Source organism: Amycolatopsis sp. (assembly GCF_035546795.1).
Lineage (GTDB): Bacteria > Actinomycetota > Actinomycetes > Mycobacteriales > Pseudonocardiaceae > Amycolatopsis_E.
Genome location: NZ_DASZWC010000003.1, coordinates 194,258 through 216,341 on the forward strand (window position 1 = coordinate 194,258; position 22,084 = coordinate 216,341).

A 22,084-nucleotide genomic window follows, 5' to 3' on the forward strand; every position below is an offset into this window, starting at 1 on the left:
TACTGTGGGTGCCATGACAGAGCAAGCGCAGAGCTACCGCCGGAAAGTCAACAACATCAACAAGTTCATCACGCTGCTGAACAGGGCCGGGATCTCGTTCGGGCCGATGCAGCTGCTCACCGTCGCCGGCCGGCGCAGCGGCGAGCCGCGGACCTTCCCGATCGCCGTGCTCGACCTGAGCAGCGGGCACTACATCGTGCAGGCCTTCCCGAAGGCCGCCTGGGTGGCCAACGTGCGCGCCGCGAAAACGGCGCAGCTCAAGAAGGGCTTCCGGAAGAGGACCGTACGCCTGGTGGAACTGCCGGTCGCCGAACGCCCGCCGGTGCTGCGCGAGGTCGTCGAGAGCAACGGGCCGAGCGTCGGAAAGCGTTATGTGACAACAGGTTTGGCTTCGTCACCGACCCCGGACGGGGTGGCAGCCGCGGCCGCGCGCATCGCGGTGTTCCGGGTGGAGGACGTATAGCCGGCAACCATACGTGAAAGCGCTTACTTCCGGGTACCCCAAGGCTGCCACCCGCCGGAGGTCGAACCGGGTACGTTCCGCGTGCTCGCGACCGTGCCTGAGAGGGAACCCGCCTCATGAAGCTCTACGCCGACACACCCGTCCGCCGGAACGTGCAGATAGGCGGTGACCTGTTCGCGCTCCTGGTGATCGTGCTGACGATCTGGCTCGGGATCACCTTGCACGAGCAGGTCATGGAACTGCGAGCGCCCGGCGACGGGCTGGTGACCGCGGGCACCGGGCTGCGCACCACGTTCGACTCGGCCGCGGACAACGCCGACGACGTGCCGCTGGTCGGCGGGGCGCTCGCGCGGGCGCTGCACACCGGTTCCGGCGCCGGGGCGCGGCTCGCCGATGCCGGCCAGTGGCAGATCGACGCCGTGATCCACCTGGCGTGGTGGCTCACGGCCATCCTGATCACGCTGCCGCTCGGGCTGCTCTTGCTCACCTGGCTGCCGATGCGGTGGCGGTTCGTCCGGCGGGCCACGGCGGGGGTGCGGCTGCGCGCCATGGGCGAGGCGGGGACGGATCTGTTGGCACTGCGCGCTTTGACGTCGCAGCGGCTGCCAAGGCTCGCGTCGGCCGGCGACGTGGCGGTTGGCTGGCGGGATCGTGACCCGGAGGTGCTGGCGGTGCTGGCCCGCTGGGAACTGGAACGGATCGGGCTGCACGCGCACTGAATCGTGAGCAGGGCGCCAATTCCGGTTCTTGTCGTTTCCCTGCGATTTCCGGGACCCCTTTTCGCGCGCCGGAACGGATTCTTTCCGTTGCCCTTGTCCGCTTCGCCGACTCGCGGATAGCTTGCCGTCGCTTCCCTTTCCGGCGTCGGTCGACGAGGTGGTCCTTGTGCAACGAAAAGCGCGCATGGTGGCGGCGGGCGGCGTCGCGGTGGTCGTCGCGGCGCTGCCGGCCGGCGCCGGCACCAGTGACGCCGACCCGGTTTCCCGCTCGTCGGCAACCAGCGGATCCAGGTCGTCGTCAACTCCGACATCCCGAAGACGACCGCGGTGGGGGAGGCGACGCCGGAGTTCCGGATCACCGCGATCTCCACCGTGCCCGCGCTCGTGACACAGGGCCTGACGCTCGTCGGCGGCACCACGATCGAGGGGACCGCGGACGCACAGTCCACAGTGGAGGCTCCGGAGGGACCTTGCCGGTGACGGTGCCGACCACGATCCCGACCACGCCGATTCCGGCGCCGGGGCCGTTCGACGCGACCGCGACCGGGAGCGCCCCCGCGCTGAGCTTCAGCCCGCCCGGTCAGGGCACGATCCGGGTCGGTGACATCTCGCTCACCATGACCCCGCACAAGGCCGGCGGGACCGAGACGGGCCCCGGTACCTTCACCTCCGTGTGCTCCCAGGACGCCGGGCAGAACGACATGCTGGCCACGTTCGAGATCACCGGCGGCGGCGAGACGACCACCATCTCGTCCTCCAGCGGCATGACCACGTCCTCGGCCGGCGAACCCAGCTCGACCACGTCGTCGCGCAAGCCCAGCTCCGGCAAAAGCTCTTCGCCGTCTTCCTCGTCCGCTCGGAGCGTTCACCGGCCGGGGCCACGACGAGCACCGGCACCGAGGCGGGCGGCGTGGTGCCGAGCGGCTCCGATACCGGCGGTGGTTCGAGTGATTCGGACTACGGAAACCTTGCCTACACCGGGGTTCCGGCGATCGGTGTGCTGCTGCTCGGCGCGGGCGCCGGAATTCTGCTGTACCGCAGGCGCCCGAACGTCAGGCGGATTTCTCCAGCCAGGCCACGATTTCGCCGGTGACCGGATGGGCAAGGTCCGCGAACTCGGGGTGCTTGGTCAGGAACTTGGCGACGAGCGGGCACACCGGGACGACGTGCTTGCCCGAGGCGCGCACGTCCTCGAGGGCCCCGGTGACCAGGACGTTGCTCAGCCCGCGTCCGCCGAACGTTTTGTCGATCTCCGTGTGGTACATGACCCGCTCGTCCCCGCGGTCGGCGAAAGCGGCGAAGCCTGCCACCTGCCCGTCCACGGTGATCTCGTAACGGTCGTCCATCCGCCGGACGTCGATTCGTTCGGTGCTGCTCATCTTTCCACCGTAGTCGCGGCCGCGGCCGGTGGGCACAATGATCAGCCGAACCGTTGAAAGGGGCAGTATGCGCGTCCTGGCCGCGATCATGGCAGCACTGGCGTTCGTCGCCGTCGCACCCGCCGCGGAGGCGTCACCCGGGCGCGGCCTGCGCATCGCCACCTACAACATCCACGCCGGCGCGGGGGAGGACAACGTCTTCGACCTGGACCGCACGGCCTCGGCGATCGGTTCGCTGCACGCCGACGTGATCGGGCTGGAAGAGGTCGACGTGCACTGGGGCGAACGCAGTCAGTTCGTCGACGAGGCGGGGCAGCTCGCGCGGAAGCTCGGCATGTACGTGTTCTTCGCGCCGATCTACGACCTCCCGCCGGATCACCGGCAGTTCGGGGTGGCGGTGCTGAGCCGGTACCCGATCCTGTCGGCGGAGAACCACGAAATCACCCGGCTGTCCACGCAAACCCCGGACCCGGTGCCCGCGCCCGCTCCCGGCTTCGCCGAGGTGACGGTGAATGTGCGCGGCGCGTTCGTGCACGTGTACGCCACGCACCTGGACTACCGGCCCGACCCGTCGGTGCGGCAGGCTCAAGTGGCCGACATGCTGGGCATCCTCGCCGCGGACGGGGGTCCGAAGGTGCTCGTCGGGGACTTCAACGCCGAGCCGTCGGCGCCGGAACTGGCCGCGCTGTGGACGCCGCTGCGGGACGCCGCGCCGAACGCCGGGCCGACCTACCCGGCCGCCGAGCCGGTGAGCCGGATCGACCTGATCACCGTGTCGCCGGACGTGGCGGTGGTCGGCGCGCAAGCCGTCGCGACGGTGGCGTCGGATCATCGGCCCGTGGTCGCGGATCTATTGGTGCGCCGCTGATCCAGGCCGTGGGCTGGACGGACAGAGTCAGCTCCGCGTCGCCGCCGCGCGAAGGTCCTCGAGCGCGGCCAGCGTATGGGGCGCGAGCCCGGTCGAATCAGCGCGATCACCTTCGGACCCCATGGCGTAGCCCCGCTTGAACGCGAGGACTCCCATCTCGGCCGCGAGGTGTGCGACCGGGTCGGGCACGCCACTGGCAACGAGCGCGGCTGTCATGGCGGCCGCGAGACCGAGGTTCTTGAGGGCGTCTGGCTCCTGCAGTTCGGTGCTGGCCGCCACGGCTGCTTTCAACCGGGGCCATTCGAGATCCAGGATCGGCGGCAGTTTCTCCGTTTTCGCGTTCGGCTGCACGATCCACTGCCGCGCGCCCTGCTCGCCAGGGGTGATGCGGACCAGTTTCGCGCGCGCCATCTGCGCCGCCGCCAGATCGCGGATCGAGCACGGCCTTCGATGGCGAGCGTGCGCACGCTCGGCGTGAACCGGGTACGGAACCCCGGCAGGCCGAGATCGGCGGACACCTCGGCGACGTCGCCGTCGAGCAGTAACGTAACAGCGCTGCTGTATCTACGGGGGGTGCGATGAACGAGGGAATGCTCGACGTCGGCGATGGGAACCGCGTGCACTGGTCGGTGGCGGGAAACCCGGACGGCAAACCGGCGGTGGTCGTGCACGGCGGGCCGGGGAGCGGTTCCTCGCCCCGGACGCTGAGCTACTTCGACCTCGATCGCTACCGCGTGGTGCTGTTCGATCAGCGCGGCTGCGGGCAGAGCACGCCTCACGCCAGCGACCCGGCCACGGACCTGAGCGTGAACACCACCGAGCACCTGATCGCCGACATGGAGCTGCTTCGCGCGCACCTCGGCATCGAGAACTGGTTGCTGTTCGGCGGTTCCTGGGGTTCGACGCTCCTGCTCGCGTACGCGGAACGGTATCCCGAGCGGGTCACCGAAATCGTGATCACCGGCGTCACCACCACGCGCCGCTCGGAGATCGACTGGCTCTACCGTGGGGTCGCGCGCTTTTTCCCCGCCGAATGGGAAAGATTCCGTTCCCTCGTACCAGGGGGAGACCTGTTCGCGGGCTATTCGCGGTTGCTGGAAAGCCCGGACCCCGAGGTGCGTTTCCACGCCGCCCGTGAGTGGACCGCGTGGGAGGACGCGGTGATTTCCCATGAGAGCAACGGAAAACCGGACGCGTACAGCGATCGCCCGCCGGACGCCCTGGTCGCGTTCGTCCGCATCTGCGCGCACTACTTCTCCAACGGCGCGTTCCTGGAGGAGGGCGTGCTGCTGCGCGAGGCGCACCGGCTGGCCGGCATCCCGGGCGTGCTCGTACACGGCAAGCTCGACCTCGGCGGCCCCGTACAGACGGCGTGGGAGCTGACCAAGGCGTGGCCCGACGCCGAGCTGGTGATCATCCCGGACTCCGGGCACACGGGCAGCGAGGCGATGAGCGCCCGCCTCAGTGCCGCCATCGGAGCGTTCGCGGCGTAGCCGTGTCACATTTTCGCCTGCTGTGGTGTCGATGAGGTGTAACCCGAAACCACGACAGAGGAGTGGCTCCGATGGAAGCCCGTGTGAACATCTTCGGCAACGAGTCCGCGCTGAAGTTCATCAAGCACCTGAACTCGGCGGGGCGCGCGTTCGACAACGCGTCGCTGCCGGAAGGCGTGACGAATCTGGTGCTGCTGCGCGCGAGTCAGATCAACGGCTGTGGCTTCTGCACCGACATGCACTACAAGGACGCCGTGCACGAGGGCGAGGAGCCGACGCGGCTCAACCTCGTGGCGGCCTGGCGGGAGGCCACCGTCTTCACCGAGGCCGAGCGCGCCGCGCTGGAGCTGGCCGAGGAGGGCACCCGCATCGCCGACGCGGCCGGTGGCGTCAGCGACGAGGTCTGGGCCAACGCCGCCAAGCACTACAACGAGGAGCAGCTCATCGCGTTGATCGCCGCCATCGCCGTGATCAACGCCTACAACCGGCTGAACGTGATCGCGCAGCAGCCGGCCGGGAGCTACCAGCCGGGCCAGTTCGGCTGATCAGGCCAGGCCTTCCCCGCGGGCGAGCGTGCCGAGCGCCCGGTGCCGGGGCGTTCGGCCGTGAACTTCTCGTCGAGCCGCTCCGCGATGCGGGTGCACTTGGCGAGCAGTTCGCGGCCCGTCCTGGTCAGGACCAGGTTCTGCCGGCGGTGATCGGCGAGGGTGACCATCAGGCTCGGCGCCACCCGCATCAGCGAGGCCAGGTCCTGTTGTGACAGACCGGTATTGGCGTTGAGCGCCCGAACCCCACCGCGCTGATCGAGGGTGAGGTCACCCCGGTCGCCGACTTCTCCGCGGACGCCTACCTCGCCCGGCAGCTCCCGGTCAGTGCCGTGCTCATCGGCCTGCTCAGCCGTCGGCGCGGTCGTCCACCTCGGTTCCGCGCTCAGCCTTCGTAGGCGGCCGTCAACTCCTTGAGGTCGAGCTTCCGCATACCGAGCATGCACCGAGTGACGCGCACGGACTTCTCCTGATCCGGGTCGCCCAGCATTTCCAGCAGCCGCTTCGGCACGATCTGCCAGGACAGGCCGTACTTGTCCTTCAGCCAGCCGCACTGGCTTTCCGCGCCGCCGTTTTCGGTCAGCGTCGCCCACAGCCGGTCGACCTCGTCCTGCGAATCGCAGAGCACCTGCAGCGAGACGGCCTCGGTGAAGGTGAACACCGGGCCGCCGTTGAGCGCGGTGAACGAGCGCCCGTCCAGCTCGAAGACCACGGTGACCACGCTGCCGGGCTCACCCGGCCCGGCCTCGTTGTAGCGGTTCACCTCGACGATCTTGGAGTTCGCGAATACCGAGACGTAGAACTCGGCGGCTTCTTCCGCCTGGTCGTCGAACCACAAGCACGGGCTGATCGTGTCCATGAGTTTCTCCTTTTCGGGTCACCGGAACAGACTCCGGGGACCGGGAAAACTCATCGGAGCTACCAGGGGTTGTTGTCCTCGTCGTCGGCTTCGCCCTGCGCGGCAGGCGGCTCGGGCTCGCCGGGGGACTCCGGCTCGTCCTCGTCCGGGTCCGGGAAGCGGCTGCGCAGGTTGTCCACCATCAGCGACCTGGTCTCCGGGTCCTCGTCGCCGATCTCCTCGGTCATCACCTCGGCGACCTGGTCGGCGATACCGGCCTGCGCCCGGTGCATGGTGGCGAGGATCTGCGCGGACAGCTCCTCCAGCGGCATGCTGCTGGCGCGGCCGGACAGTTCCAGCCCGGTGACCGAACCGTCCGCGCGCACCGTCACGCGCACCGAGTTGTCGGAGTTCGCCGCGCTGAGCCGGATCTCCTCGGTGCGCTCCTGCGCGGCGCGGTACCGGTCGGCCTTGTCGGCCAGCCCCTGCGCCCAGGCGTCGATGTCGGCCGCCGCCTGCTCCGGGTTCCGCATCAGCCCGCCGGGGCCGGTCATGCCTGCACCGTGCCTTCGCGCAGTTGCGCCGTGAACGGGGTGGCGGCCGTCTGGTCCTGCTCGTCGTAGCCCGAGGCGGCCGTGCGGACGTTGTCCGCGGTGGTGGTCATGCCCTCGACGGCCGCGTCGAGGGCATCGGTCGCGTCGTCCTGCGTGGTGGCGTTGACGATCGGCGGCAGGAACGAGCACAGCAGCCCGTACGCCTCGTCGTCCATCGTCACCGTCTTCGCGGCGGACACGGCCGTGGCCAGCCTGTCCACCAGCCCGTCCAGATGGCTCGCGTGTGTGCGGAGCTCATCCGGTACGACTTCGAACGACATGCCGGCCCCTACTTCTTCTTGTCGCCCTTGTTCTTCTTCCAGTCACCGATCACCGGCGGCGCGATCACCTGCTCGCTCTCGAACAGCTCCGGGTCGCCCTCGAGGTAGTCGGCGGCCTTGTGTTCCTTGTCGCCTTCGCCCTTCTTCGCGCCCCCGTGCGGCATTCCGCCGGACATCCCGCTCTTGCCCGCCGCGCCACTCGCCCCCGCGGCGCCACGGGCTGCCGCGGCTTCCTCGGCCGCCGCGGCCCCGGAGGCCGCGCCCGCGGAGAGCCTGCTCGCGGCGCCACCGGTGCCGGATCCGCCGCCACCCTTGAGCCCGGAGCTGCCGATCCCGCCGATACCACCGGCGCCGCTGCCGCTGCCCGCACCGGACGAGCCGCCGACGCCACCGATCCCACCGATGCCCCCGATCTCGCCGGCCGGGAAGCTGCCGGTGCCGCCGAACGGGTTGAGCCTGCTGCCGATGTCGCCGTTGGTCCCGCCGGTGTAGCCGATGCCGCCGATGCCGCCGATGCCCGGGTTCGTGCTGGTCGGGCTGGTGATCGAGGACGGGCTGGTGTACGACGACGGGCTCGTGCCCGCCACCGGGATGTCGCTGCCGGTGTAGCTCGAACCGGGGCTCGACCAGTTCGGACTGTCCACACCGGACACACCGGGGTTGCTCCCGCTTGTGCTGCTGTACGGGGAACTTCCGGCGCCCTGCCCGGTGGCGTCGCCCGGGATCGACGAGGAGTACGGGCTCACCGGCAGCGTGCCGGAGGTGGACGGGATCCCGTTCGCCCCGGTGGGGTCGCCGTTGGTACTGGCGGCCGGCAGCCGGGCGTCGGCCGGACTGCCGCTCTGTGCCGGGATCCTCGACCCGGCGGTGGTCGCGCCGGGCGCGGAGCCGGCCAGCCTCGGGGTCAGGGTGCCGTTGCCCGCGTTCGACGGGAGCGTCCCGCCGGTGGAGGCGTTCACGCCCTGCCCGAGCTTCGGCGGCGCGGCGAACTCCGGGGTGGCGATCGCGCCGCCGACCGTGTCGTCGTACTGGGTCATGATCCGGGCCGCCTGCTGACGGGAAGCCTGCTGCTGCGCCAACGTGGCCATGTCCTGCGAAGCCTGCTGCGCGAACTGCACCGGGTCGGTGATCGTCTGCAGCCTGGCGTTGGCGTCCTGCGCCGAGAACTGCACCGGCGGGTTGGCCGCCATCTGCTTCTGCGTCTCGTTCAGCGCCTGCGAGTGGATCTCCTGCTGGCGGCCGGTGAGGCTGGAACCTTGCGCGGTGTTGCCGAGCCACTTGCCGACCGAAGCCAGGTGCTCGCGCGCCGCGTCGCCGCCGGAGCCCTGCCAGTCGGACATGCTGTCGTTGATCGCGTCGGCCAGGTTCTGCTGGTGCTCGGTGAGCTCGTTGCCGAGCGAGACCCATTCCTCCGAGGTGACCGCGACCGCGGCGGAGTCCGCGTTGTCGGTGATGGTCTGCTGCATCTGCTCGTGGGTGGCGTTGTCCCACATCGTCGTCGGCGGGGCGCCCGGGTTGCGCAGCTGGATGTCCTGGTCGAGGCTCTGGCGCGCCTTGGCGATCTGCTCCTCGTAGCGCTTCTGGATCTCCGCGTCCCTGGCCTGTGAGGTGACCGCGTCACCGAGCCAGCCCTTCGCGATGTCGTCGTCGACCTCGGTGGTCACCTCGGCGCGGATCTCGTCACCGGAGGCGTGGTCGCCGTGGATCGGGCCGATGTAGTACTGCGAGTGGGGATCCGCGGTGACGTCGTACGCCGCCGAGCCCGGCTGGTCGAACTGCACAGCCATCTCCTCAGGCCTCCGCGTGGTAGGTGTTCAGCGTGGTGCCGGTCTGCTCGTCCTGGGACCGGTAGTTCCGCTGCGCGAGCTTGATCGCCTCGATGTAGGTGGGCAGCTCCGACTTGGCCTGCTGCAGCTGGGTGAGCAGCCCCTTCTCGTCGGTGGCGGTCCGGACCATGTGGGCAGAGACGAACTGCGCCGTGGCGCCGGTGCTCAGCGGCGGCGACTGGCCGAAGCCCTGCAGCTTGGCCCAGCGCGCTTCGAGGCTGTCGATGATTCCTTGCAGCGCCTGGATCATCTTCTCGCCGGTGTTCTCGTCGACCGCGAAACCGCCGTTCGTGGCGAGCGTTCTGAGCTCCACCCCGCTCAGCATCCGGCGGCTCGCCGTCATCATGGGCTCACGCTCCTGGGTGCCCTGCTGCTCGTCGCTCATCCGCTTAGCCCCTTCAGTAGACGGCCGAGATCATGTCCTGGATCGCGCGGGCCACGTCGGCGCTGCCGGCCGGAACATACCGCGCGGTCAGCGTTCCGTCCTGCCCCGTGGTGGTCTGTACCAGGTACCGGCCGTCCTCGGTGTCCAGCCAGCTGGTCGGTGGCGTGCCGCGCCGCTCGCCGTGCCTGCCCAGCCCTGTGACGACGATATAACCGCCGCCGATCCGCGGGCGGGCGAAAATCTCTTCGAGTAGTTCGTAGTCGGAGTCGCGCTCGACGCCGGCACCGGGGCGGGCGCGTAAAACGGTGCCCACCTGGAGGTTGCCGAAGGCCTCGGTCTCCTCCTCGTCGAACTCGGCTTCGGCCTGCCTGCGCGCGGCCATCGCCGAGCGGGGCTGCTCCTCGCGATGCCGGATGACCAGCTCTTCGCCGGGGGCCGCGGGCGTGGTCGGCAGCGCGTCCGCCAGCTGTTTGACCAGGTCCTCGTCCTCGAACAGGGAGAACCGGAGGTCGTCGGTGCCACCGGGCTGGCTGATCAGCAGTGCCTGCGCGCCGTCGGTGGCGGCGAGCACGGCGAGTTCGCCGAACTCCACATCGGTGCCGGTGATCGCGATCGTGACGCGGCCTTCGGCGAGCAGTTCGAACGCGAGCCGGACGCCCCGGTGCAACTCACCGGCGGCGGAAAGTTTTCGCTCTTGCAAATCGTCGTGCACGCGGCGCGCCAGTTTGGCGTAGCGCGCCGGCAGCACGGTCGTATTGCTGATGCGCAAGGGAAACCGGCGGATGTCCACACCCGTCGCGTGGCCGATGACGACGGCCTCCACGCTTCCCACCGTGAAGTCGAACCGGTACACCATCGACGAAAACGTCACCTTTCCGGGAAAAGCGGACTGAGCCGTTCCGTTACTTTCCGGTCGTCACGTCCGAAAGCACGTCCGACTGTCCCAAGTGGACGGATCGGGCGCCGCCGGAGTCGTTGAGCACTGAACCAAGATACCCGTTGATCGACTCGGCCGGGGGCGATGGTCCATGAACAAACGCTTACAGCTCGTATCTCCGGCAAACTGATTAATAGATGTACTACCTTGGCGTCGAGTCTCGCGATAAGGTGCTCGCCATGACTGCGGACGGTGACGACGAGCGGGCGGAGCTGGACTTCTGGTCCTTCGTCGAGCTCGCGAACAGCAGGCTGGCCGGCGAATTCGGCTTCCGGCACCAGCTGGCCACCGAGGTGCTGCTGACGCTGAACCGGGCCTCCAACATCGTCACCTACGACCTGGAGGCCAGCGTGCACCGGCCGCGCGGGCGGTCGTGGTCGGCGTTCCGGTTGCTCTTCGTCACCTGGCTCGCGGGCCCGATGGAGGCGAAGAAGGCGGCCGAGCTGACCGGGATGAGCCGTGCCGCCGTCTCCAACCTGTCGAAAAGCCTGGTGGCGGACGGTTTGCTGGACCGGGCGCCGGGCGCGCACGACGGGCGCTCGGTGCTGCTTTCGCTCACCGAAGCCGGCCGGGCCGAGATGGTCGAGACCTTCCGGGAGCAGAACGAGCGCGAGTACGAGTGGACGAGCGTGCTGACCGAGGCCGAGCAGCGGATTCTGGTGATGCTGCTGGACAAGCTGATCACCAACCGGGACCAGTTCGACGTGCGCGGGCGGAACTGACGCTTGCGTCCCGGCGATGTAGTACATACATTAACTACATCGACCCGAGCAAGGAGGCGAGGTCATGGCGTACTACCGGCAGGTCGGCTCCGTTCCGCCCAAACGGCACACTCAGCACCGCACCCCGGACGGTGGCCTGTACTACGAGGAGCTGATGGGGGAGGAGGGCTTCTCCAGCGACTCTTCGCTGCTCTACCACCGGTACATCCCGTCGGCGATCGTCGACTCCATGCCGTGGCAGCTGCCCGAACTCTCGACCGAGCCCAACTATCCGCTCAAGCCGCGGCACCTCAAGCCGCACGAGCTGTTCCCCGGTGAGGAGTGGAAGCGCCACGACGTCGTCACCGGCCGCCGGCTCGTGCTCGGCAACACCGACGTCCGCATCTCCTACGTCGCCGCAGGCGAGGCGTCCCCGCTCTATCGCAACTCCATCGGCGACGAGTGTGTGTACATCGAGTCCGGCGAGGGTGTCGTCGAGACGGTGTTCGGCGCGCTGCCGTTCCGCGAGGGCGACTACGTGCTGCTTCCGCGCGCGACCACGCACCGCTGGGTGCCGGACGGTCTCGTCCGCGCCTACGCCATCGAGGCCAACTCGCACATCACCCCGGCCCGGCGCTACCTGTCCAAGTTCGGCCAGTTGCTGGAGCACTCGCCCTTCTGCGAGCGCGACCTGCACGGGCCCGGCGAACCACTGCTCGCCGAGGGCGAGGACGTGGAAGTGCTCGTCAAGCATCGCGGCAGCACCGGCATCGTGGGCACCAGGTTCGTGTATCCGCGGCACCCGTTCGACGTGATCGGCTGGGACGGCTGCCTCTACCCCTACACGTTCAACGTCGGCGACTTCGAGCCGATCACCGGCCGCGTGCACCAGCCGCCGCCCGCGCACCAGGTGTTCGAGGGCGACAACTTCGTCATCTGCAACTTCGTGCCGCGCAAGGTGGACTACCATCCGCTGGCCATCCCGGTGCCGTACTACCACTCCAATGTGGACTCCGACGAGGTGATGTTCTACTGCGGCGGGGACTACGAGGCGCGCAAGGGTTCCGGGATCGGCCAGGGCTCGATCTCGCTGCACCCCGGCGGTCATTCGCACGGCCCCCAGCCCGGCGCCTACGAGCGCAGCATCGGCGCCCAGTTCTTCGACGAGCTAGCCGTCATGGTCGACACGTTCCGTCCGCTGGAGCTGGGCGAGGGCGGTGCGGCCGCCGAGGACGACGGTTACGCCTGGACCTGGGCGGGCCGGGGGCCACGGTGATTCCCTCGCTGTTCAAGGGATTGCTCGACGATGCCGCGGTTTTCCCGCCGGGGCTCATGCCATTGGCCGATGCGGTCCCGGCGCACGTCCGGCATCGCGCCGCGCCGTACCGGGAGATCGTCGGTCCACTGGTGCTGGCCGCGCCGGACCTGGCCGGTCTCGGCGACACCGAACTGGAACTGGCGATCACCGCGCCGGGTGGTCCCGCGCAGCTGCCGGAAGTGTTCGCACGCGCCGCCGAGCTGCCGGTGCGGCCGGCCGCGCTGGAGGTCGCCGTCCCGGCCGGGATGAGCCCCGCGGAGTTCTTCGGCGCGCTGCCGGAGAGCGAGGTGCCGGTGTTCGTCGAGGTCCCGCGCGATGAGCGCCGGGCCGAGGTGATCGCCCGCTGTGCGGAAACGGGCCGTCAGGCCAAGTTCCGCACCGGCGGGGTGCAGGCCGAGCTGTACCCGGACGAAACCGAGCTGGCCGCCGGGATCCGTGCGGTCGTCGACGCGGGCGTGCCGTTCAAGGCGACGGCCGGGCTGCACCACGCCGTCCGCAACACCGACCCGGTCACGGGTTTCGAGCAGCACGGTTACCTCAATATTCTCGTCGCCACCGCGGATGCGTTGGCGGGTAAGGAAGTTCAGCGGCTGACGGGTGTGCTGGCCGAACGGGACGGCCGGACGCTCGCCGAGCGTCTGTCTACAGTGGATACCGAAGTGCGGCGTGCCTTCCGGTCGTTCGGCACCTGCAGCATCATCGAACCGCTGACCGAGCTGGTGGAGCTGGGTCTGGTCGACGAAGGAGTCATCGCGTGAGGATCGAGATCGCCGAGGGTTCGCTGTTCGGGCCCGCCAACCTGCCCTACGGGGTGTTCTCCTCCCCCGGCACCGCGCCCAGGGTGGGCGTGCGCGTCGGTGACTCGGTGCTGGACCTCGCGGTGGCGCTGGGCGACGAGGTCTTCGCCGCGGCGAGCCTGAACCCGTTCATGGCGCAGGGCTACGACCGCTGGGTCGAGGTGCGGCGGCGGGTCAGCGAGCTGGTCGGCGGGGAGGTGCCGGACAACGCGGTGCACAGCCTCGCGGACGTGACGCTGAAGCTGCCCATCGAGGTCGCCGACTACGTCGACTTCTACACCTCGGAGCACCACGCGAGCAATCTCGGCCGCTTGTTCCGGCCGGATGCCGCCCCGCTCATGCCGAACTGGAAGCACCTGCCCGTCGGGTATCACGGCCGTGCGGGCACGGTTGTGCTTTCGGGTACCGACATCGTGCGCCCGTGCGGGCAGCGCAAGGCGCCGGACGAGCCTGCGCCCACCTTCGGCGAGTGCCGTCGGCTGGACATCGAGGCGGAGCTGGGCTTCGTCGTCGGCGTTGGCTCGCCGCTGGGCAAGGCGGTGTCCATTGAGGACTTCCCTCGCCGGGTCTTCGGTGCGGTGCTGGTGAACGACTGGTCGGCGCGGGACATCCAGGCCTGGGAGTACGTGCCGCTGGGCCCGTTCCTCGGCAAGAGCTTCGCGACTTCCGTCTCGGCGTGGGTGGTTCCGTTGCTGGCGCTGGAAGAGGCGCGCGTGCCGACCCCGGTGCAGGACCCGGAGCCGTTGCCGTACCTGCGGGAATCGCGTCCGTGGGGGCTCGACATCGATCTTTCGGTGAGCTGGAACGGGCACGAGGTCTCGCGCCCGCCGTACCGCGAGATGTACTGGTCGCCCGCGCAGATGCTGGCGCAGATGACCGTGAACGGCGCGTCCAGCCGCACCGGCGACCTCTACGCCTCGGGCACGATTTCCGGCGCGGACAAGGAACAGCGTGGCGCGTTCATCGAGTTGACCTGGGGCGGTAAGGAACCTGTTCAGGTCGGCGGTGAGGAGCGGTCGTTCCTGCTGGACGGGGACGAGGTCGCGATCACCGCCACCGCGCCGGGCGCCGGTGGCGGCCGGATCGGTTTCGGCGAGGTGCGGGGCCGGATCCTGCCCGCCACGGAGGCGAAGCAGTGAGCAAGGTGGTCGCGTCCGCGGCGAAGGCCGTTGCGGACATCGGGTCCGGGGCGAAGCTCGCCGTCGGCGGGTTCGGCCTGGTCGGCGTCCCGAACGCCTTGATCGCCGCGATCGCCGACGGGGGTGCTTCCGGGTTCGAGGTGTTCTCCAACAACTGCGGCGTCGACGGGCACGGGCTCGGTGTCCTGCTCTCGGCCGGCCGCATCGCCCGGGTGACAGCGTCGTATGTCGGCGAGAACAAGGAGTTCGCGCGGCAGTACCTTGCCGGCGAGCTGGAGGTCGAACTCACTCCACAAGGGACACTCGCGGAACGCCTGCGCGCAGGAGGTGTCGGCGTGCCGGCCTTCTACACCCCGGCAGGTGTCGGCACGCCGATCGGTGACGGTGGTTTGCCCTGGCGGTACAACGCTGACGGCACCGTCGCGATCGCGTCGCCGCCGAAGGAGGTGCGCGTGTTCAACGGCCGCCGGTACCTTCTGGAGGAGGCCATCAACGCCGATTTCGCTCTGGTGCACGCCGAAATCGGGGACACGCAAGGAAACCTGGTGTTCAGCAAGACGGCGATGAACTTCAACCCGCTCGCCGCGATGGCGGGCCGCATCACGGTCGCCGAGGTGGAGCGCCTCGTCGAGCCGGGCGAGATCGACCCCGCCCGGGTGCACCTGCCGGGCGTGTTCGTGCAGCGCGTCGTCCACACGGGGCCGCAGGAGAAACTCGTGGAGAAGCGCACCGTCCGGGAGGAGGCACGATGAGCTGGTCGCGTCCGGAAATGGCCGCCCGTGCCGCGAGGGAGTTGCGGACGGGGGAGTACGTCAACCTCGGGATCGGGCTGCCGACGCTGATCCCCGACTATCTGCCGGAAGGCGTTGATGTGGTGCTGCACAGCGAAAACGGCATCCTCGGCACCGGCCCGTACCCCACGCCCGACGAGCTGGACCCGGACCTGATCAACGCGGGCAAGGAAACCGTGACCGTGCGCCCGGGCGCGTCGTACTTCGATTCGGCCCTGTCGTTCGGCATGATCCGTGGTGGGCACATCGACACGGCCGTGCTCGGCGGGATGCAGGTCTCGGCCACCGGTGACCTGGCGAACTGGATGGTGCCGGGGAAAATGGTCAAGGGCATGGGCGGCGCGATGGACCTCGTGCATGGCGCCCGTCGCGTGCTCGTGCTGATGGAACACACCACGCGCGACGGCAGCCCGAAAATCCTCGAACGCTGCACCCTGCCGCTCACCGGCGCCGGTGTGGTGCACCGGATCATCACCGACCTGGCGGTGATCGATGTCGGCGATGGCTTGGTGCTGAAGGAAACCGCCCCAGGGGTGACAGCGGACGAGGTCGCCAACGCCACCGGCGCACCCCTGACCCGCTGACACCGCACACCACCCACCAAACCGCCGCCCGGTGGTGGGACATGACCCTTGACTCGTGTCGCCGCTCTGCCACTTCGGTAGCCGCCGCCCGGTGGCGGGACATGACCCTTCACCCGCGCCCATACCCCGCCGCCGAACTGATCCCCCAGCGCCCTCAGCGTTCGTCACGGTGCGGCGACGGTTGAACACTGCGCGGATTGGGGCGGGGGTGGGGTGCCTTAGTGCGCTCCGCGCGTCCGTTGCTTTTCGCAGCGCAACCGTGGAGATGGCTGCGGCGGTGGTCATCCCGTCGCCTACTCCCAGGAGTATCACTTCGACCCAGGCCAGCACGCTTTTGTGTTCTCGGCCGCCGGAACCAGCGCAGGGTGCGGGTCCGCACGCAGCGATTTCGGGGTCGCAGGCGACGGGATGACCACCCAACTCCGTGAGCTGCTCGCGCGCTAGGACCCCTGCCCAGCCCCCACAGTCTCCACCCGCGAAGGCGCCGGCTGCTCCCCGGGCGGCGGCGCCAGCAGCACCGCACAGACCGGCACCGCGAGAGCCAGTGCGGCGAGGACGAAAACCGGGAACAGGAAAGAGAAAACCTCGCTGCCGGACGGGTCCGCGGCCGACATGTCCAGATGCACCCGGACGGCCGCCATGCCGGTGTAGTGCATCCCGGTCACGGCCGCGCCCATCACCAGCCCGGCGGCCAGGCGCGGCAGCAGCCGGTCCAGGCCGACGGTGAACCACAGTGCCGCCGTCGCCGCGACGACGGCGATGAAGACCGAGAGGATCACGAGGCCGGCGTTGTAGCTGAAGGATCCCTTGATCTCCAGCGCCCACATGCCGGTGTAGTGCATCAGGTTCACCGCGAGCCCGGTGACCACCCCGGCCAGGATCAGCCGCCACCAGGCGAACCGCGCGCGGACACCGAAGACGAGCAAACCGCAGAAGACCGCCGCGACGGCCAGAACCGCGGACAGCACCGTGCGGCCGACGTCGTACCGCACCGGCAGTCCGGGGGTGGCGAAGCCGAGCATCGCGATGAAATGCATCATCCAGATCCCGACGCCACCGATGGACAGCGCGGCGAGGGCGAGCCAGGTGAGCCGGGTGCGTGCGCTGTGGGCGAACCGCGCCTGCAGGGTGCAGGCCAGCCCGAGTGCGCAGCCCGCGACGGAGGTGACGTAGGCGAGGACCAGCAACCACTGGCCCATCGCGAAATGCTGGACGTTGCTCATGTCCATGACGGCAAAGGCTCCTCAGCGGGCAGCGGATTTCAGGCGCGACATGGCGTGCTCGGTCGCGGCGATGAGGGCGTGCTTGGTCGAATCGGCCGAACGCGCGTCACACGTGATGATCGGGACCTGCGCGGGGATGGACAGCGCTTCCCGGACCTCGGCGAGCCCGTGCTGGTGCGTGGCCTCGAACTGGTTGATGGCGATCAGGAACGGCAGCCCGCGCGACTCGAAGAAGTCGATCGCCGAAAAGCAGTCCGCGAGGCGCCGCGTGTCCACCAGCACCACCGCGCCGATCGCGCCCTTGACCAGGTCGTCCCACATGAACCAGAACCGGTGCTGGCCCGGCGTGCCGAACAGGTACAGCACGAGGTCCTCGGCCAGGGTGATCCGGCCGAAGTCCATCGCGACCGTGGTGGTGACCTTGCCCGGCACGGCATCCACGTCGTCGACGCCGACGCCCGCCGCGGTCATCATGGCCTCGGTGCGCAACGGGATGATCTCCGACAGCGCGCCGACGAAGGTCGTCTTACCGGAACCGAACCCGCCGGCGATGACGATCTTCGCCGACGTGATCGACGGCTGCCGCTCATAGTGTGCGTAGTCCACTGAGGACCCTTTCCAGCAGGTCGTGCCGTTCGTCCCAGGTGGCGTTGTCGCCCAGGGTTTCGCGCACGATCACGATTCCGGCGCCGAGCAGGTCGCCGACAAGCACCCTGGCCACTTGCAGGGGTACTGCCAGATACGCCGCGATCTCCGCCACCGAACGCGGTCGCAGGCACAGCTGGGTGACCGCCGACAACGGGCTCGCCCGGTTGTAGGGGATCGACCGCGCCTCGGGGGTGGTCTGTACCAGTGCTTCGAGTGCGAGATGGACCGTCGGCCTGGTACGGCCTTCGGTCCAGGCGTACGGGCGCGCCAGTGAAGGCCCGGCGCGCGTTTCCTCGCGCCCGGCGTCCCACTGGTCCCGCTCGTTCACGGCCTCGCCTTGCTCCCGCGGCGCAGCGGGGTGTCGACCATCTTGCCGACCCGGTCGACCAGCAGCGTCATCTCGTAGCCCACAAGCCCGATGTCGCAACCGGGGCTGGCGAGCACGACGAGGTTCGAGCCGTCGCCGACGCTCATCAGCAGCAGGAAACCGTCCTCCATCTCGATCACCGACTGCACGACCCGGCCGGCGGTGAACAGTTCGGCCGTGCCCAGCGCGAGGCTGGACAGGCCCGAGGCGATCGCGGACAGCTGGTCGGCGCGATCCCGGGGCAGGCCCTGCGAAGCCGCCACGAGCAGTCCGTCGGCGGAAACCAGGGCGGCATGCGCGACTCCCGCGACCTCCTCGGTGAACGCCGACACCAGCCAGGCCGGTGACGGCGCGGTCGGTGATTGGGTCACGATCCCTCCTCGTGGGCGGTGCGCTGCCGGGCCGCCCGCATCCCGTTGTAGTGCCTTGACAGGTTGTTCCGGACCGCCGCGGCGTCCCGGAAATCGGTGGAGGTCTGCTTGCCGCTGCGGTCGCGGGGCAGTGCGGCGCCCGGTGCGAGCTGGGCGCCCGGTTTGCGGGTCGGCAGGCCGGCCTCGCTGATCGTGGCCGGTGCCGACATCCGGACCGCGGCCTCGGCCGCCCGGCGCGCGTCGTCCGCAGCCGTGAGCCAGTTCTGGGACCGCTGCGCCGGTTCCGGCGCGTCCGGGATGTGCTCGGTGAACCAGTTCGACACGACGTTCTCGAAGATCGGTGTCCGCGCGGGTGGCGGAACCGGTTGTGGCCCATGGGAAACACCGTTGGTCAGCATCGTCGGCCCGTCGTTGACGGGCAGCACACCGTGGGTGGCGCCGTTGAGCGTGGAGAACGCGTCCAGCGAAATGCCGTTGAGGGTGGGGAACGCGTCGGGCGAGATCCCGTTGAGCACCGGCTGCCGCGACGTGCTGTCCGCGATGATCAGCTCGCCCGGCACGTGCACGCTCGCGGTGATCCCGGTCTGCCCGGTGCGGCTGCCGGTCGGCCGCAGCCGCACCGTGACCCCGTGCAGGGTGGCCAGCCGTCCGACCACGAAAAGCCCCATCCGGCGCGCGGTTTCCGGGCTGACGATGTCACCGGCGGCGAGCCGGTGGTTGGCCGTCTCCAGGTCTTCCGGGGTCATCCCGAGCCCGCGGTCGACGACCTCGACGAGCAGCCCGCCGTCGGAACCGCGGTCCGCGGTGAGCACGACCTTCGCCTCCGGCGGGGAAAAACGGGTCGCGTTCTCCAGCAGCTCGGCCAGTATGTGCACGATGTCGGCGGCGGCCTGCGAGCGGACCGAGCCGTTGGGCACGTTGGCGAGCGTGACGCGCCGGTAGTCCTTGACCTCCGAGGTGGCGCCCCGCATCAGTTCCACCATCGAGATCGGGCCGTGGTCGCGCCGGGCCGGGCTGCCGCCGGCGAGCACCTGCAGGTTTTCGCCGTTGCGGCGCAGCCGGGTGGCCAGGTGGTCGAGCCGGAACAGCTCGTCGAGGCGCTGCGGATCGTGCTCGTCGGCCTCCAGATCCTCCAGCACGGTCAGCTGCAGCTCCACCATCGACTGGCTGCGCCGGGCCAGCGTCATGAACATTTCGCTGACCTGCTTGCGCAGTTCGGCCTGTTCGCCGGCGAGGCGGACGGCCTGCCGGTGCATCTCCTCGAACGCGCGCGCCAGCTGGCCGATCTCCTCGCCGGTCTCCACCCCGACCGGTTCCACCGACTCCCACGAGATTTCCTCGCCGTTGCGCACCCGCTCGATCGTCTCCGGCAGCTGTTCGTGCGCGGCGGCCAGCGCGGCGGTGTGCAGGCGGCGCACCGGCGACAGCAGCGAGCGCGCCATCATCAGCGCGATGGCCAGCGCGGAAAGCAGCGCGCCGATCACCAATGCAGCGTCGCGCAAGGTCTTCGACCGGATGTCGTTGGTCGCGTCGGTGACCGTGGTGGACAGCGACGAGGAAATCCCGGTGATCAGGTCGGCGAGCGAAGCACTTTCGGTCGCGATCGGCAGCAACAGCCCGCTCAGCTCCGGGCTCCGGTCGACGACGAGCGCCGACTGCAACATCGCCTGCCGGTCGGTCGAGGACTCCACGGCATTGTTCAGGCGCGGCGCGAGCTCGGGGCTGATGTCGCGGGCGACCTGGCTGTGGATCGCGGATTCCTCGGACGCGGCCTGCACCGCCGCGGCCAGCGCGGCCTGGTTCGCGGCGCCCGAGCGCACGGACCGCAACAGGGTTTCCTGTACTGCCAACGCGGATCGCAGCTGGATCAGCGACCGCAGGGTGTATGCGGGGCCGTTCAGGTCGGCGCTGCCCGCAGCGGCGATCACGCTGGGCGGGATGTTGCTCAGCTGGGTCACGACATCGTGGTAGCCGGCACTGCTGCCGACCGGGTTTCCGGAAGCGCCCGAGGCGCGCAGTCCGCTGAGCCTGCCGAGCGTGGTGTTCAGCTGCCGCCCGGTGTCCGCCGGCAGCCGCGCGAAATCGGCATCCTGTTGGATCGCGGCCACCTTGGCGTCCACGGCGTCCCGTTGCGCGGTCGGCGCCGGGTTCGTCGCCGATACGACCATCTCCTGGTCGAGCAGGTCGGCCAGTTCGATGGTGTCGCGCACGACCGAGATCTGGTCGCGGACCGTGCTGAGCCGGTTCGCCTGGTCCAGTTCGCTGTTGATCCTGATCCCCGCCAGCGTCAGCGCGACGACCACCGGTAGCAACAGGACTGCGGAGATCTTGGTGCGAAGGGTCCAGGCGGCCGGCGGCCAAATGAGGCCACCGCCCCGTCGGGATGCCGGCGCGGATTCTTCCATTTCGGGGCCGCTCGTTTCGTGACTGCTGTCCGGAAAAGGGCGCGGGCAACCCCCATGGCAAATAGTGGTCCCCGCCCGTGAAGTCAGGCGGGTAGGAGACAACAACAGTCGCAGTGTCCTTGTCAAGGCCACCTTCGGGGCGTTCACGGTCATGGCTGATGCCCCTGCGTGACCGATGATCGACTGCTTGTACGTTGTTCGCCGCAAGGATCCGGATACCGGTACAGAAAGCGCTTTCACCAGCACGGAGGGTGGCCTTTTCCGGCTTCAGGAGGGGCGCCGAAGTTGCCCGAAAATTAATCGGCGGAACGCCCGCGCGGCGGCATTTCTACCGGCACGTGCACGGGACTATTTACCGAGCTACCGGTATTAGTCGTTTATTTCCGCTCAGCGGACCCGGCGCGCCGCGCGCGAGGCAGCGTCACCCGGTTCTCGTGCAGACCTTCGAACAAATCTCCCTGCGCGGCAACGCGTTCGAGTACGTCAGCGCTGGTGAAGGTCAGGTCCGACACCTTGCCACAGGCCGAGACCTCCGCCCACGAAACGGGCGTGGAAACCGTCGGCTGTTCGCGCCCACGGAGCGAATACGTCGCGACAGTCGTTTTCGACGGGTTGTTCTGGCTCCAGTCGATGAACACCTTCCCGGGCCGGACGGCCTTCGTCATCTGGGCGGTGATCAGCTTCGGATGCTCGGCGGCGAGCTGTACGGCGAGCGACTTCGCGTATTCGCCGGTGGCTTCGGGTCGCCGGGTGCGCACCGGGCAGTAGAGCTGAAGTCCTTTGGAGCCACTGGTTTTCGCATAGACGTCGAACCCGTCGGCTTCGAGCAGGGGGCGCAGCAGCACGGCCACCTCGCAGCATTCGACGACGGTCGCCGGAGCGCCCGGGTCGAGGTCGAACACCAGCAGGTCCGGGTTGCGTTTCGTGTCGCGCGGGCCCACGGTCCACTGCGGCACGTGCAGCTCCAGCGCCGCCAGGTTCGCCGCCCAGACCAGCGTGGGCACGTCGTTCAGCAGCGGGTACGAGTTCGTGCCGCTTCCGCCGTGGTCCAGCTTCGCGGTGCGTACCCACTCCGGCGCGTGGCGGGCGACGTCCTTCTCGTAGAACGGCTGGCGGTCCACGCCCTCGGGAAAGCGGCGGAACGTGGTGGGCCTGGCGTGCACGTGCGGCAGGAGCACCGGGGCGATCCGCGCGTAGTAGTCGATCACGTCGCGCTTGGTGAAGCCGGCGGCGGGGTAAAGCACCTTGTCCAGATTGGACAATGTCAGCCTGCGATCCGCCACTTGCACGGTGATGCGTTCGGCCATGGCACAACAATGCCTCAGCCTGGTGGGGAGCGCAGACACGGAGTGACCCCGGCGGGGCAGGGGGGAGCCCGCCGGGGCCATCCGGCGCCGCAGCGCCCCGAGGGGG

At 69.2% G+C, this 22,084-nt stretch carries 27 protein-coding genes and 1 pseudogene; 12 read left to right on the forward strand and 16 right to left on the reverse strand.

Annotated features, from left to right (window positions below; all coding sequences use genetic code 11):
• Nucleotides 1–13: 13 nt before the first annotated feature.
• From VHD82_RS04415 to VHD82_RS36730, 3 genes and pseudogenes are all read left to right on the forward strand, one after another.
• Nucleotides 14–463, forward strand: coding sequence for a nitroreductase/quinone reductase family protein (locus VHD82_RS04415; RefSeq protein WP_325697232.1), 450 nt, complete (start codon nucleotides 14–16; stop codon nucleotides 461–463).
• Between the two features lie 116 nt (nucleotides 464–579).
• On the forward strand, nucleotides 580–1,182 hold the full coding sequence (locus VHD82_RS04420; protein ID WP_325697234.1) for a hypothetical protein: 603 nt from the start codon (nucleotides 580–582) through the stop codon (nucleotides 1,180–1,182).
• A gap of 309 nt (nucleotides 1,183–1,491) precedes the next feature.
• Nucleotides 1,492–1,832, forward strand: a pseudogene (locus tag VHD82_RS36730) (DUF6801 domain-containing protein); the annotation flags it as partial.
• Here the strand turns inward: VHD82_RS36730 and VHD82_RS04430 are convergent.
• Both VHD82_RS04430 and VHD82_RS04435 read right to left on the reverse strand, forming a co-directional pair.
• On the reverse strand, nucleotides 1,763–1,996 hold the full coding sequence (locus tag VHD82_RS04430) for a hypothetical protein (protein WP_325697238.1): 234 nt from the start codon (nucleotides 1,994–1,996) through the stop codon (nucleotides 1,763–1,765). The pseudogene VHD82_RS36730 and the gene VHD82_RS04430 sit on opposite strands and share 70 nt — an antisense overlap.
• Before the next feature lie 238 nt (nucleotides 1,997–2,234).
• Nucleotides 2,235–2,561 carry a GNAT family N-acetyltransferase gene (locus VHD82_RS04435; protein WP_325697240.1) on the reverse strand — a complete coding sequence of 109 codons (327 nt, stop codon included), beginning with the start codon at nucleotides 2,559–2,561 and terminating at the stop codon, nucleotides 2,235–2,237.
• A gap of 67 nt (nucleotides 2,562–2,628) precedes the next feature.
• Between VHD82_RS04435 and VHD82_RS04440 the strand changes: the two genes are divergently transcribed.
• A complete protein-coding gene (locus VHD82_RS04440; protein WP_325697242.1) occupies nucleotides 2,629–3,429 on the forward strand; it encodes an endonuclease/exonuclease/phosphatase family protein in 801 nt (266 codons plus the stop codon).
• A 27-nt stretch (nucleotides 3,430–3,456) separates the two neighbouring features.
• Here the strand turns inward: VHD82_RS04440 and VHD82_RS04445 are convergent, their stop codons facing one another.
• Entirely contained in the window at nucleotides 3,457–3,840 is a 384-nt protein-coding gene (locus VHD82_RS04445; RefSeq protein WP_325697244.1) for a hypothetical protein, read from the reverse strand.
• A gap of 167 nt (nucleotides 3,841–4,007) precedes the next feature.
• On the opposite strand from VHD82_RS04445, the gene pip reads away from it, so the two are divergent.
• The gene (pip, locus tag VHD82_RS04450) at nucleotides 4,008–4,922 is read left to right on the forward strand and encodes a prolyl aminopeptidase (protein WP_325697246.1); all 915 of its coding nucleotides are present in this window, start codon (nucleotides 4,008–4,010) and stop codon (nucleotides 4,920–4,922) included.
• A gap of 71 nt (nucleotides 4,923–4,993) precedes the next feature.
• The gene (locus tag VHD82_RS04455; protein ID WP_325697248.1) at nucleotides 4,994–5,467 is read left to right on the forward strand and encodes a carboxymuconolactone decarboxylase family protein; all 474 of its coding nucleotides are present in this window, start codon (nucleotides 4,994–4,996) and stop codon (nucleotides 5,465–5,467) included.
• Here the strand turns inward: VHD82_RS04455 and VHD82_RS04460 are convergent.
• From VHD82_RS04460 to VHD82_RS04490, 7 genes are all read right to left on the reverse strand, one after another.
• Entirely contained in the window at nucleotides 5,443–5,658 is a 216-nt protein-coding gene (locus VHD82_RS04460) for a hypothetical protein (protein WP_325697249.1), read from the reverse strand. The genes VHD82_RS04455 and VHD82_RS04460 overlap by 25 nt on opposite strands.
• 194 nt (nucleotides 5,659–5,852) lie before the next feature.
• Entirely contained in the window at nucleotides 5,853–6,326 is a 474-nt protein-coding gene (locus VHD82_RS04465; protein WP_325697251.1) for a VOC family protein, read from the reverse strand.
• 59 nt (nucleotides 6,327–6,385) lie between these two features.
• The gene (locus VHD82_RS04470) at nucleotides 6,386–6,859 is read right to left on the reverse strand and encodes a YbaB/EbfC family nucleoid-associated protein (protein WP_325697252.1); all 474 of its coding nucleotides are present in this window, start codon (nucleotides 6,857–6,859) and stop codon (nucleotides 6,386–6,388) included.
• Nucleotides 6,856–7,179 carry a type VII secretion target gene (locus tag VHD82_RS04475; RefSeq protein ID WP_325697253.1) on the reverse strand — a complete coding sequence of 108 codons (324 nt, stop codon included), beginning with the start codon at nucleotides 7,177–7,179 and terminating at the stop codon, nucleotides 6,856–6,858. Before VHD82_RS04475 ends, VHD82_RS04470 begins: the two co-directional genes overlap by 4 nt.
• A gap of 8 nt (nucleotides 7,180–7,187) precedes the next feature.
• Nucleotides 7,188–8,960, reverse strand: a complete 1,773-nt coding sequence (locus tag VHD82_RS04480; protein ID WP_414637439.1) for a PPE domain-containing protein — start codon at nucleotides 8,958–8,960, stop codon at nucleotides 7,188–7,190.
• 10 nt (nucleotides 8,961–8,970) lie between these two features.
• On the reverse strand, nucleotides 8,971–9,390 hold the full coding sequence (locus VHD82_RS04485; RefSeq protein WP_325697256.1) for a hypothetical protein: 420 nt from the start codon (nucleotides 9,388–9,390) through the stop codon (nucleotides 8,971–8,973).
• 13 nt (nucleotides 9,391–9,403) lie between these two features.
• The gene (locus tag VHD82_RS04490) at nucleotides 9,404–10,246 is read right to left on the reverse strand and encodes an ESX secretion-associated protein EspG (RefSeq protein ID WP_325697258.1); all 843 of its coding nucleotides are present in this window, start codon (nucleotides 10,244–10,246) and stop codon (nucleotides 9,404–9,406) included.
• A gap of 260 nt (nucleotides 10,247–10,506) precedes the next feature.
• On the opposite strand from VHD82_RS04490, the gene VHD82_RS04495 reads away from it, so the two are divergent.
• The 6 genes from VHD82_RS04495 (at nucleotide 10,507) to VHD82_RS04520 (ending at nucleotide 15,657) form a co-directional block, all read left to right on the forward strand.
• Nucleotides 10,507–11,049 carry a MarR family winged helix-turn-helix transcriptional regulator gene (locus VHD82_RS04495; RefSeq protein ID WP_325697260.1) on the forward strand — a complete coding sequence of 181 codons (543 nt, stop codon included), beginning with the start codon at nucleotides 10,507–10,509 and terminating at the stop codon, nucleotides 11,047–11,049.
• 64 nt (nucleotides 11,050–11,113) lie between these two features.
• Nucleotides 11,114–12,304 carry a homogentisate 1,2-dioxygenase gene (locus tag VHD82_RS04500; protein ID WP_325697262.1) on the forward strand — a complete coding sequence of 397 codons (1,191 nt, stop codon included), beginning with the start codon at nucleotides 11,114–11,116 and terminating at the stop codon, nucleotides 12,302–12,304.
• On the forward strand, nucleotides 12,274–13,104 hold the full coding sequence (locus VHD82_RS04505) for a hypothetical protein (RefSeq protein WP_325697512.1): 831 nt from the start codon (nucleotides 12,274–12,276) through the stop codon (nucleotides 13,102–13,104). Before VHD82_RS04500 ends, VHD82_RS04505 begins: the two co-directional genes overlap by 31 nt.
• Entirely contained in the window at nucleotides 13,101–14,282 is a 1,182-nt protein-coding gene (gene fahA / locus VHD82_RS04510) for a fumarylacetoacetase (RefSeq protein ID WP_325697264.1), read from the forward strand. The genes VHD82_RS04505 and fahA overlap by 4 nt, the downstream gene beginning before the upstream one ends.
• The gene (locus VHD82_RS04515; RefSeq protein ID WP_325697266.1) at nucleotides 14,279–15,034 is read left to right on the forward strand and encodes a CoA transferase subunit A; all 756 of its coding nucleotides are present in this window, start codon (nucleotides 14,279–14,281) and stop codon (nucleotides 15,032–15,034) included. The genes fahA and VHD82_RS04515 overlap by 4 nt, the downstream gene beginning before the upstream one ends.
• Nucleotides 15,031–15,657: a CoA transferase subunit B gene (locus VHD82_RS04520; protein WP_325697268.1), complete on the forward strand. Its 627-nt coding sequence runs from the start codon at nucleotides 15,031–15,033 to the stop codon at nucleotides 15,655–15,657. Before VHD82_RS04515 ends, VHD82_RS04520 begins: the two co-directional genes overlap by 4 nt.
• Nucleotides 15,658–16,097: 440 nt before the next feature.
• On the opposite strand, the gene VHD82_RS04525 is transcribed toward VHD82_RS04520, so the two are convergent.
• The 6 genes from VHD82_RS04525 to ligD form a co-directional block, all read right to left on the reverse strand.
• On the reverse strand, nucleotides 16,098–16,880 hold the full coding sequence (locus VHD82_RS04525; RefSeq protein WP_325697270.1) for an MHYT domain-containing protein: 783 nt from the start codon (nucleotides 16,878–16,880) through the stop codon (nucleotides 16,098–16,100).
• 21 nt (nucleotides 16,881–16,901) lie between these two features.
• Nucleotides 16,902–17,486 (reverse strand): ATP/GTP-binding protein, encoded by a 585-nt coding sequence (locus VHD82_RS04530; protein ID WP_325697272.1) that lies wholly within the window; start codon nucleotides 17,484–17,486, stop codon nucleotides 16,902–16,904.
• Nucleotides 17,467–17,856, reverse strand: coding sequence for a DUF742 domain-containing protein (locus tag VHD82_RS04535; RefSeq protein ID WP_325697274.1), 390 nt, complete (start codon nucleotides 17,854–17,856; stop codon nucleotides 17,467–17,469). The genes VHD82_RS04530 and VHD82_RS04535 overlap by 20 nt, the downstream gene beginning before the upstream one ends.
• On the reverse strand, nucleotides 17,853–18,266 hold the full coding sequence (locus VHD82_RS04540; RefSeq protein ID WP_325697276.1) for a roadblock/LC7 domain-containing protein: 414 nt from the start codon (nucleotides 18,264–18,266) through the stop codon (nucleotides 17,853–17,855). Before VHD82_RS04540 ends, VHD82_RS04535 begins: the two co-directional genes overlap by 4 nt.
• Nucleotides 18,263–20,569: an ATP-binding protein gene (locus tag VHD82_RS04545; protein WP_325697278.1), complete on the reverse strand. Its 2,307-nt coding sequence runs from the start codon at nucleotides 20,567–20,569 to the stop codon at nucleotides 18,263–18,265. The genes VHD82_RS04540 and VHD82_RS04545 overlap by 4 nt, the downstream gene beginning before the upstream one ends.
• Nucleotides 20,570–21,048: 479 nt before the next feature.
• Nucleotides 21,049–21,978, reverse strand: a complete 930-nt coding sequence (ligD, locus tag VHD82_RS04550) for a non-homologous end-joining DNA ligase (RefSeq protein WP_325697280.1) — start codon at nucleotides 21,976–21,978, stop codon at nucleotides 21,049–21,051.
• Nucleotides 21,979–22,084 lie beyond the last annotated feature (106 nt).

Excerpts from the sequence above, each read along its gene's own strand:
- VHD82_RS04415 (WP_325697232.1), top strand. The coding sequence starts at position 14 with ATGACAGAGCAAGCGCAGAGCTACCGCCGGAAAGTCAACAACATCAAC.
- VHD82_RS04420 (WP_325697234.1), top strand. The coding sequence starts at position 580 with ATGAAGCTCTACGCCGACACACCCGTCCGCCGGAACGTGCAGATAGGC.
- VHD82_RS04435 (WP_325697240.1), bottom strand. The coding sequence starts at position 2,561 with ATGAGCAGCACCGAACGAATCGACGTCCGGCGGATGGACGACCGTTAC.
- VHD82_RS04440 (WP_325697242.1), top strand. The coding sequence starts at position 2,629 with ATGCGCGTCCTGGCCGCGATCATGGCAGCACTGGCGTTCGTCGCCGTC.
- VHD82_RS04445 (WP_325697244.1), bottom strand. The coding sequence starts at position 3,840 with ATGGCGCGCGCGAAACTGGTCCGCATCACCCCTGGCGAGCAGGGCGCG.
- pip (WP_325697246.1), top strand. The coding sequence starts at position 4,008 with ATGAACGAGGGAATGCTCGACGTCGGCGATGGGAACCGCGTGCACTGG.
- VHD82_RS04455 (WP_325697248.1), top strand. The coding sequence starts at position 4,994 with ATGGAAGCCCGTGTGAACATCTTCGGCAACGAGTCCGCGCTGAAGTTC.
- VHD82_RS04460 (WP_325697249.1), bottom strand. The coding sequence starts at position 5,658 with ATGCGGGTGGCGCCGAGCCTGATGGTCACCCTCGCCGATCACCGCCGG.
- VHD82_RS04465 (WP_325697251.1), bottom strand. The coding sequence starts at position 6,326 with ATGGACACGATCAGCCCGTGCTTGTGGTTCGACGACCAGGCGGAAGAA.
- VHD82_RS04470 (WP_325697252.1), bottom strand. The coding sequence starts at position 6,859 with ATGACCGGCCCCGGCGGGCTGATGCGGAACCCGGAGCAGGCGGCGGCC.
- VHD82_RS04475 (WP_325697253.1), bottom strand. The coding sequence starts at position 7,179 with ATGTCGTTCGAAGTCGTACCGGATGAGCTCCGCACACACGCGAGCCAT.
- VHD82_RS04485 (WP_325697256.1), bottom strand. The coding sequence starts at position 9,390 with ATGAGCGACGAGCAGCAGGGCACCCAGGAGCGTGAGCCCATGATGACG.
- VHD82_RS04490 (WP_325697258.1), bottom strand. The coding sequence starts at position 10,246 with ATGGTGTACCGGTTCGACTTCACGGTGGGAAGCGTGGAGGCCGTCGTC.
- VHD82_RS04495 (WP_325697260.1), top strand. The coding sequence starts at position 10,507 with ATGACTGCGGACGGTGACGACGAGCGGGCGGAGCTGGACTTCTGGTCC.
- VHD82_RS04500 (WP_325697262.1), top strand. The coding sequence starts at position 11,114 with ATGGCGTACTACCGGCAGGTCGGCTCCGTTCCGCCCAAACGGCACACT.
- VHD82_RS04520 (WP_325697268.1), top strand. The coding sequence starts at position 15,031 with ATGAGCTGGTCGCGTCCGGAAATGGCCGCCCGTGCCGCGAGGGAGTTG.
- VHD82_RS04525 (WP_325697270.1), bottom strand. The coding sequence starts at position 16,880 with ATGAGCAACGTCCAGCATTTCGCGATGGGCCAGTGGTTGCTGGTCCTC.
- ligD (WP_325697280.1), bottom strand. The coding sequence starts at position 21,978 with ATGGCCGAACGCATCACCGTGCAAGTGGCGGATCGCAGGCTGACATTG.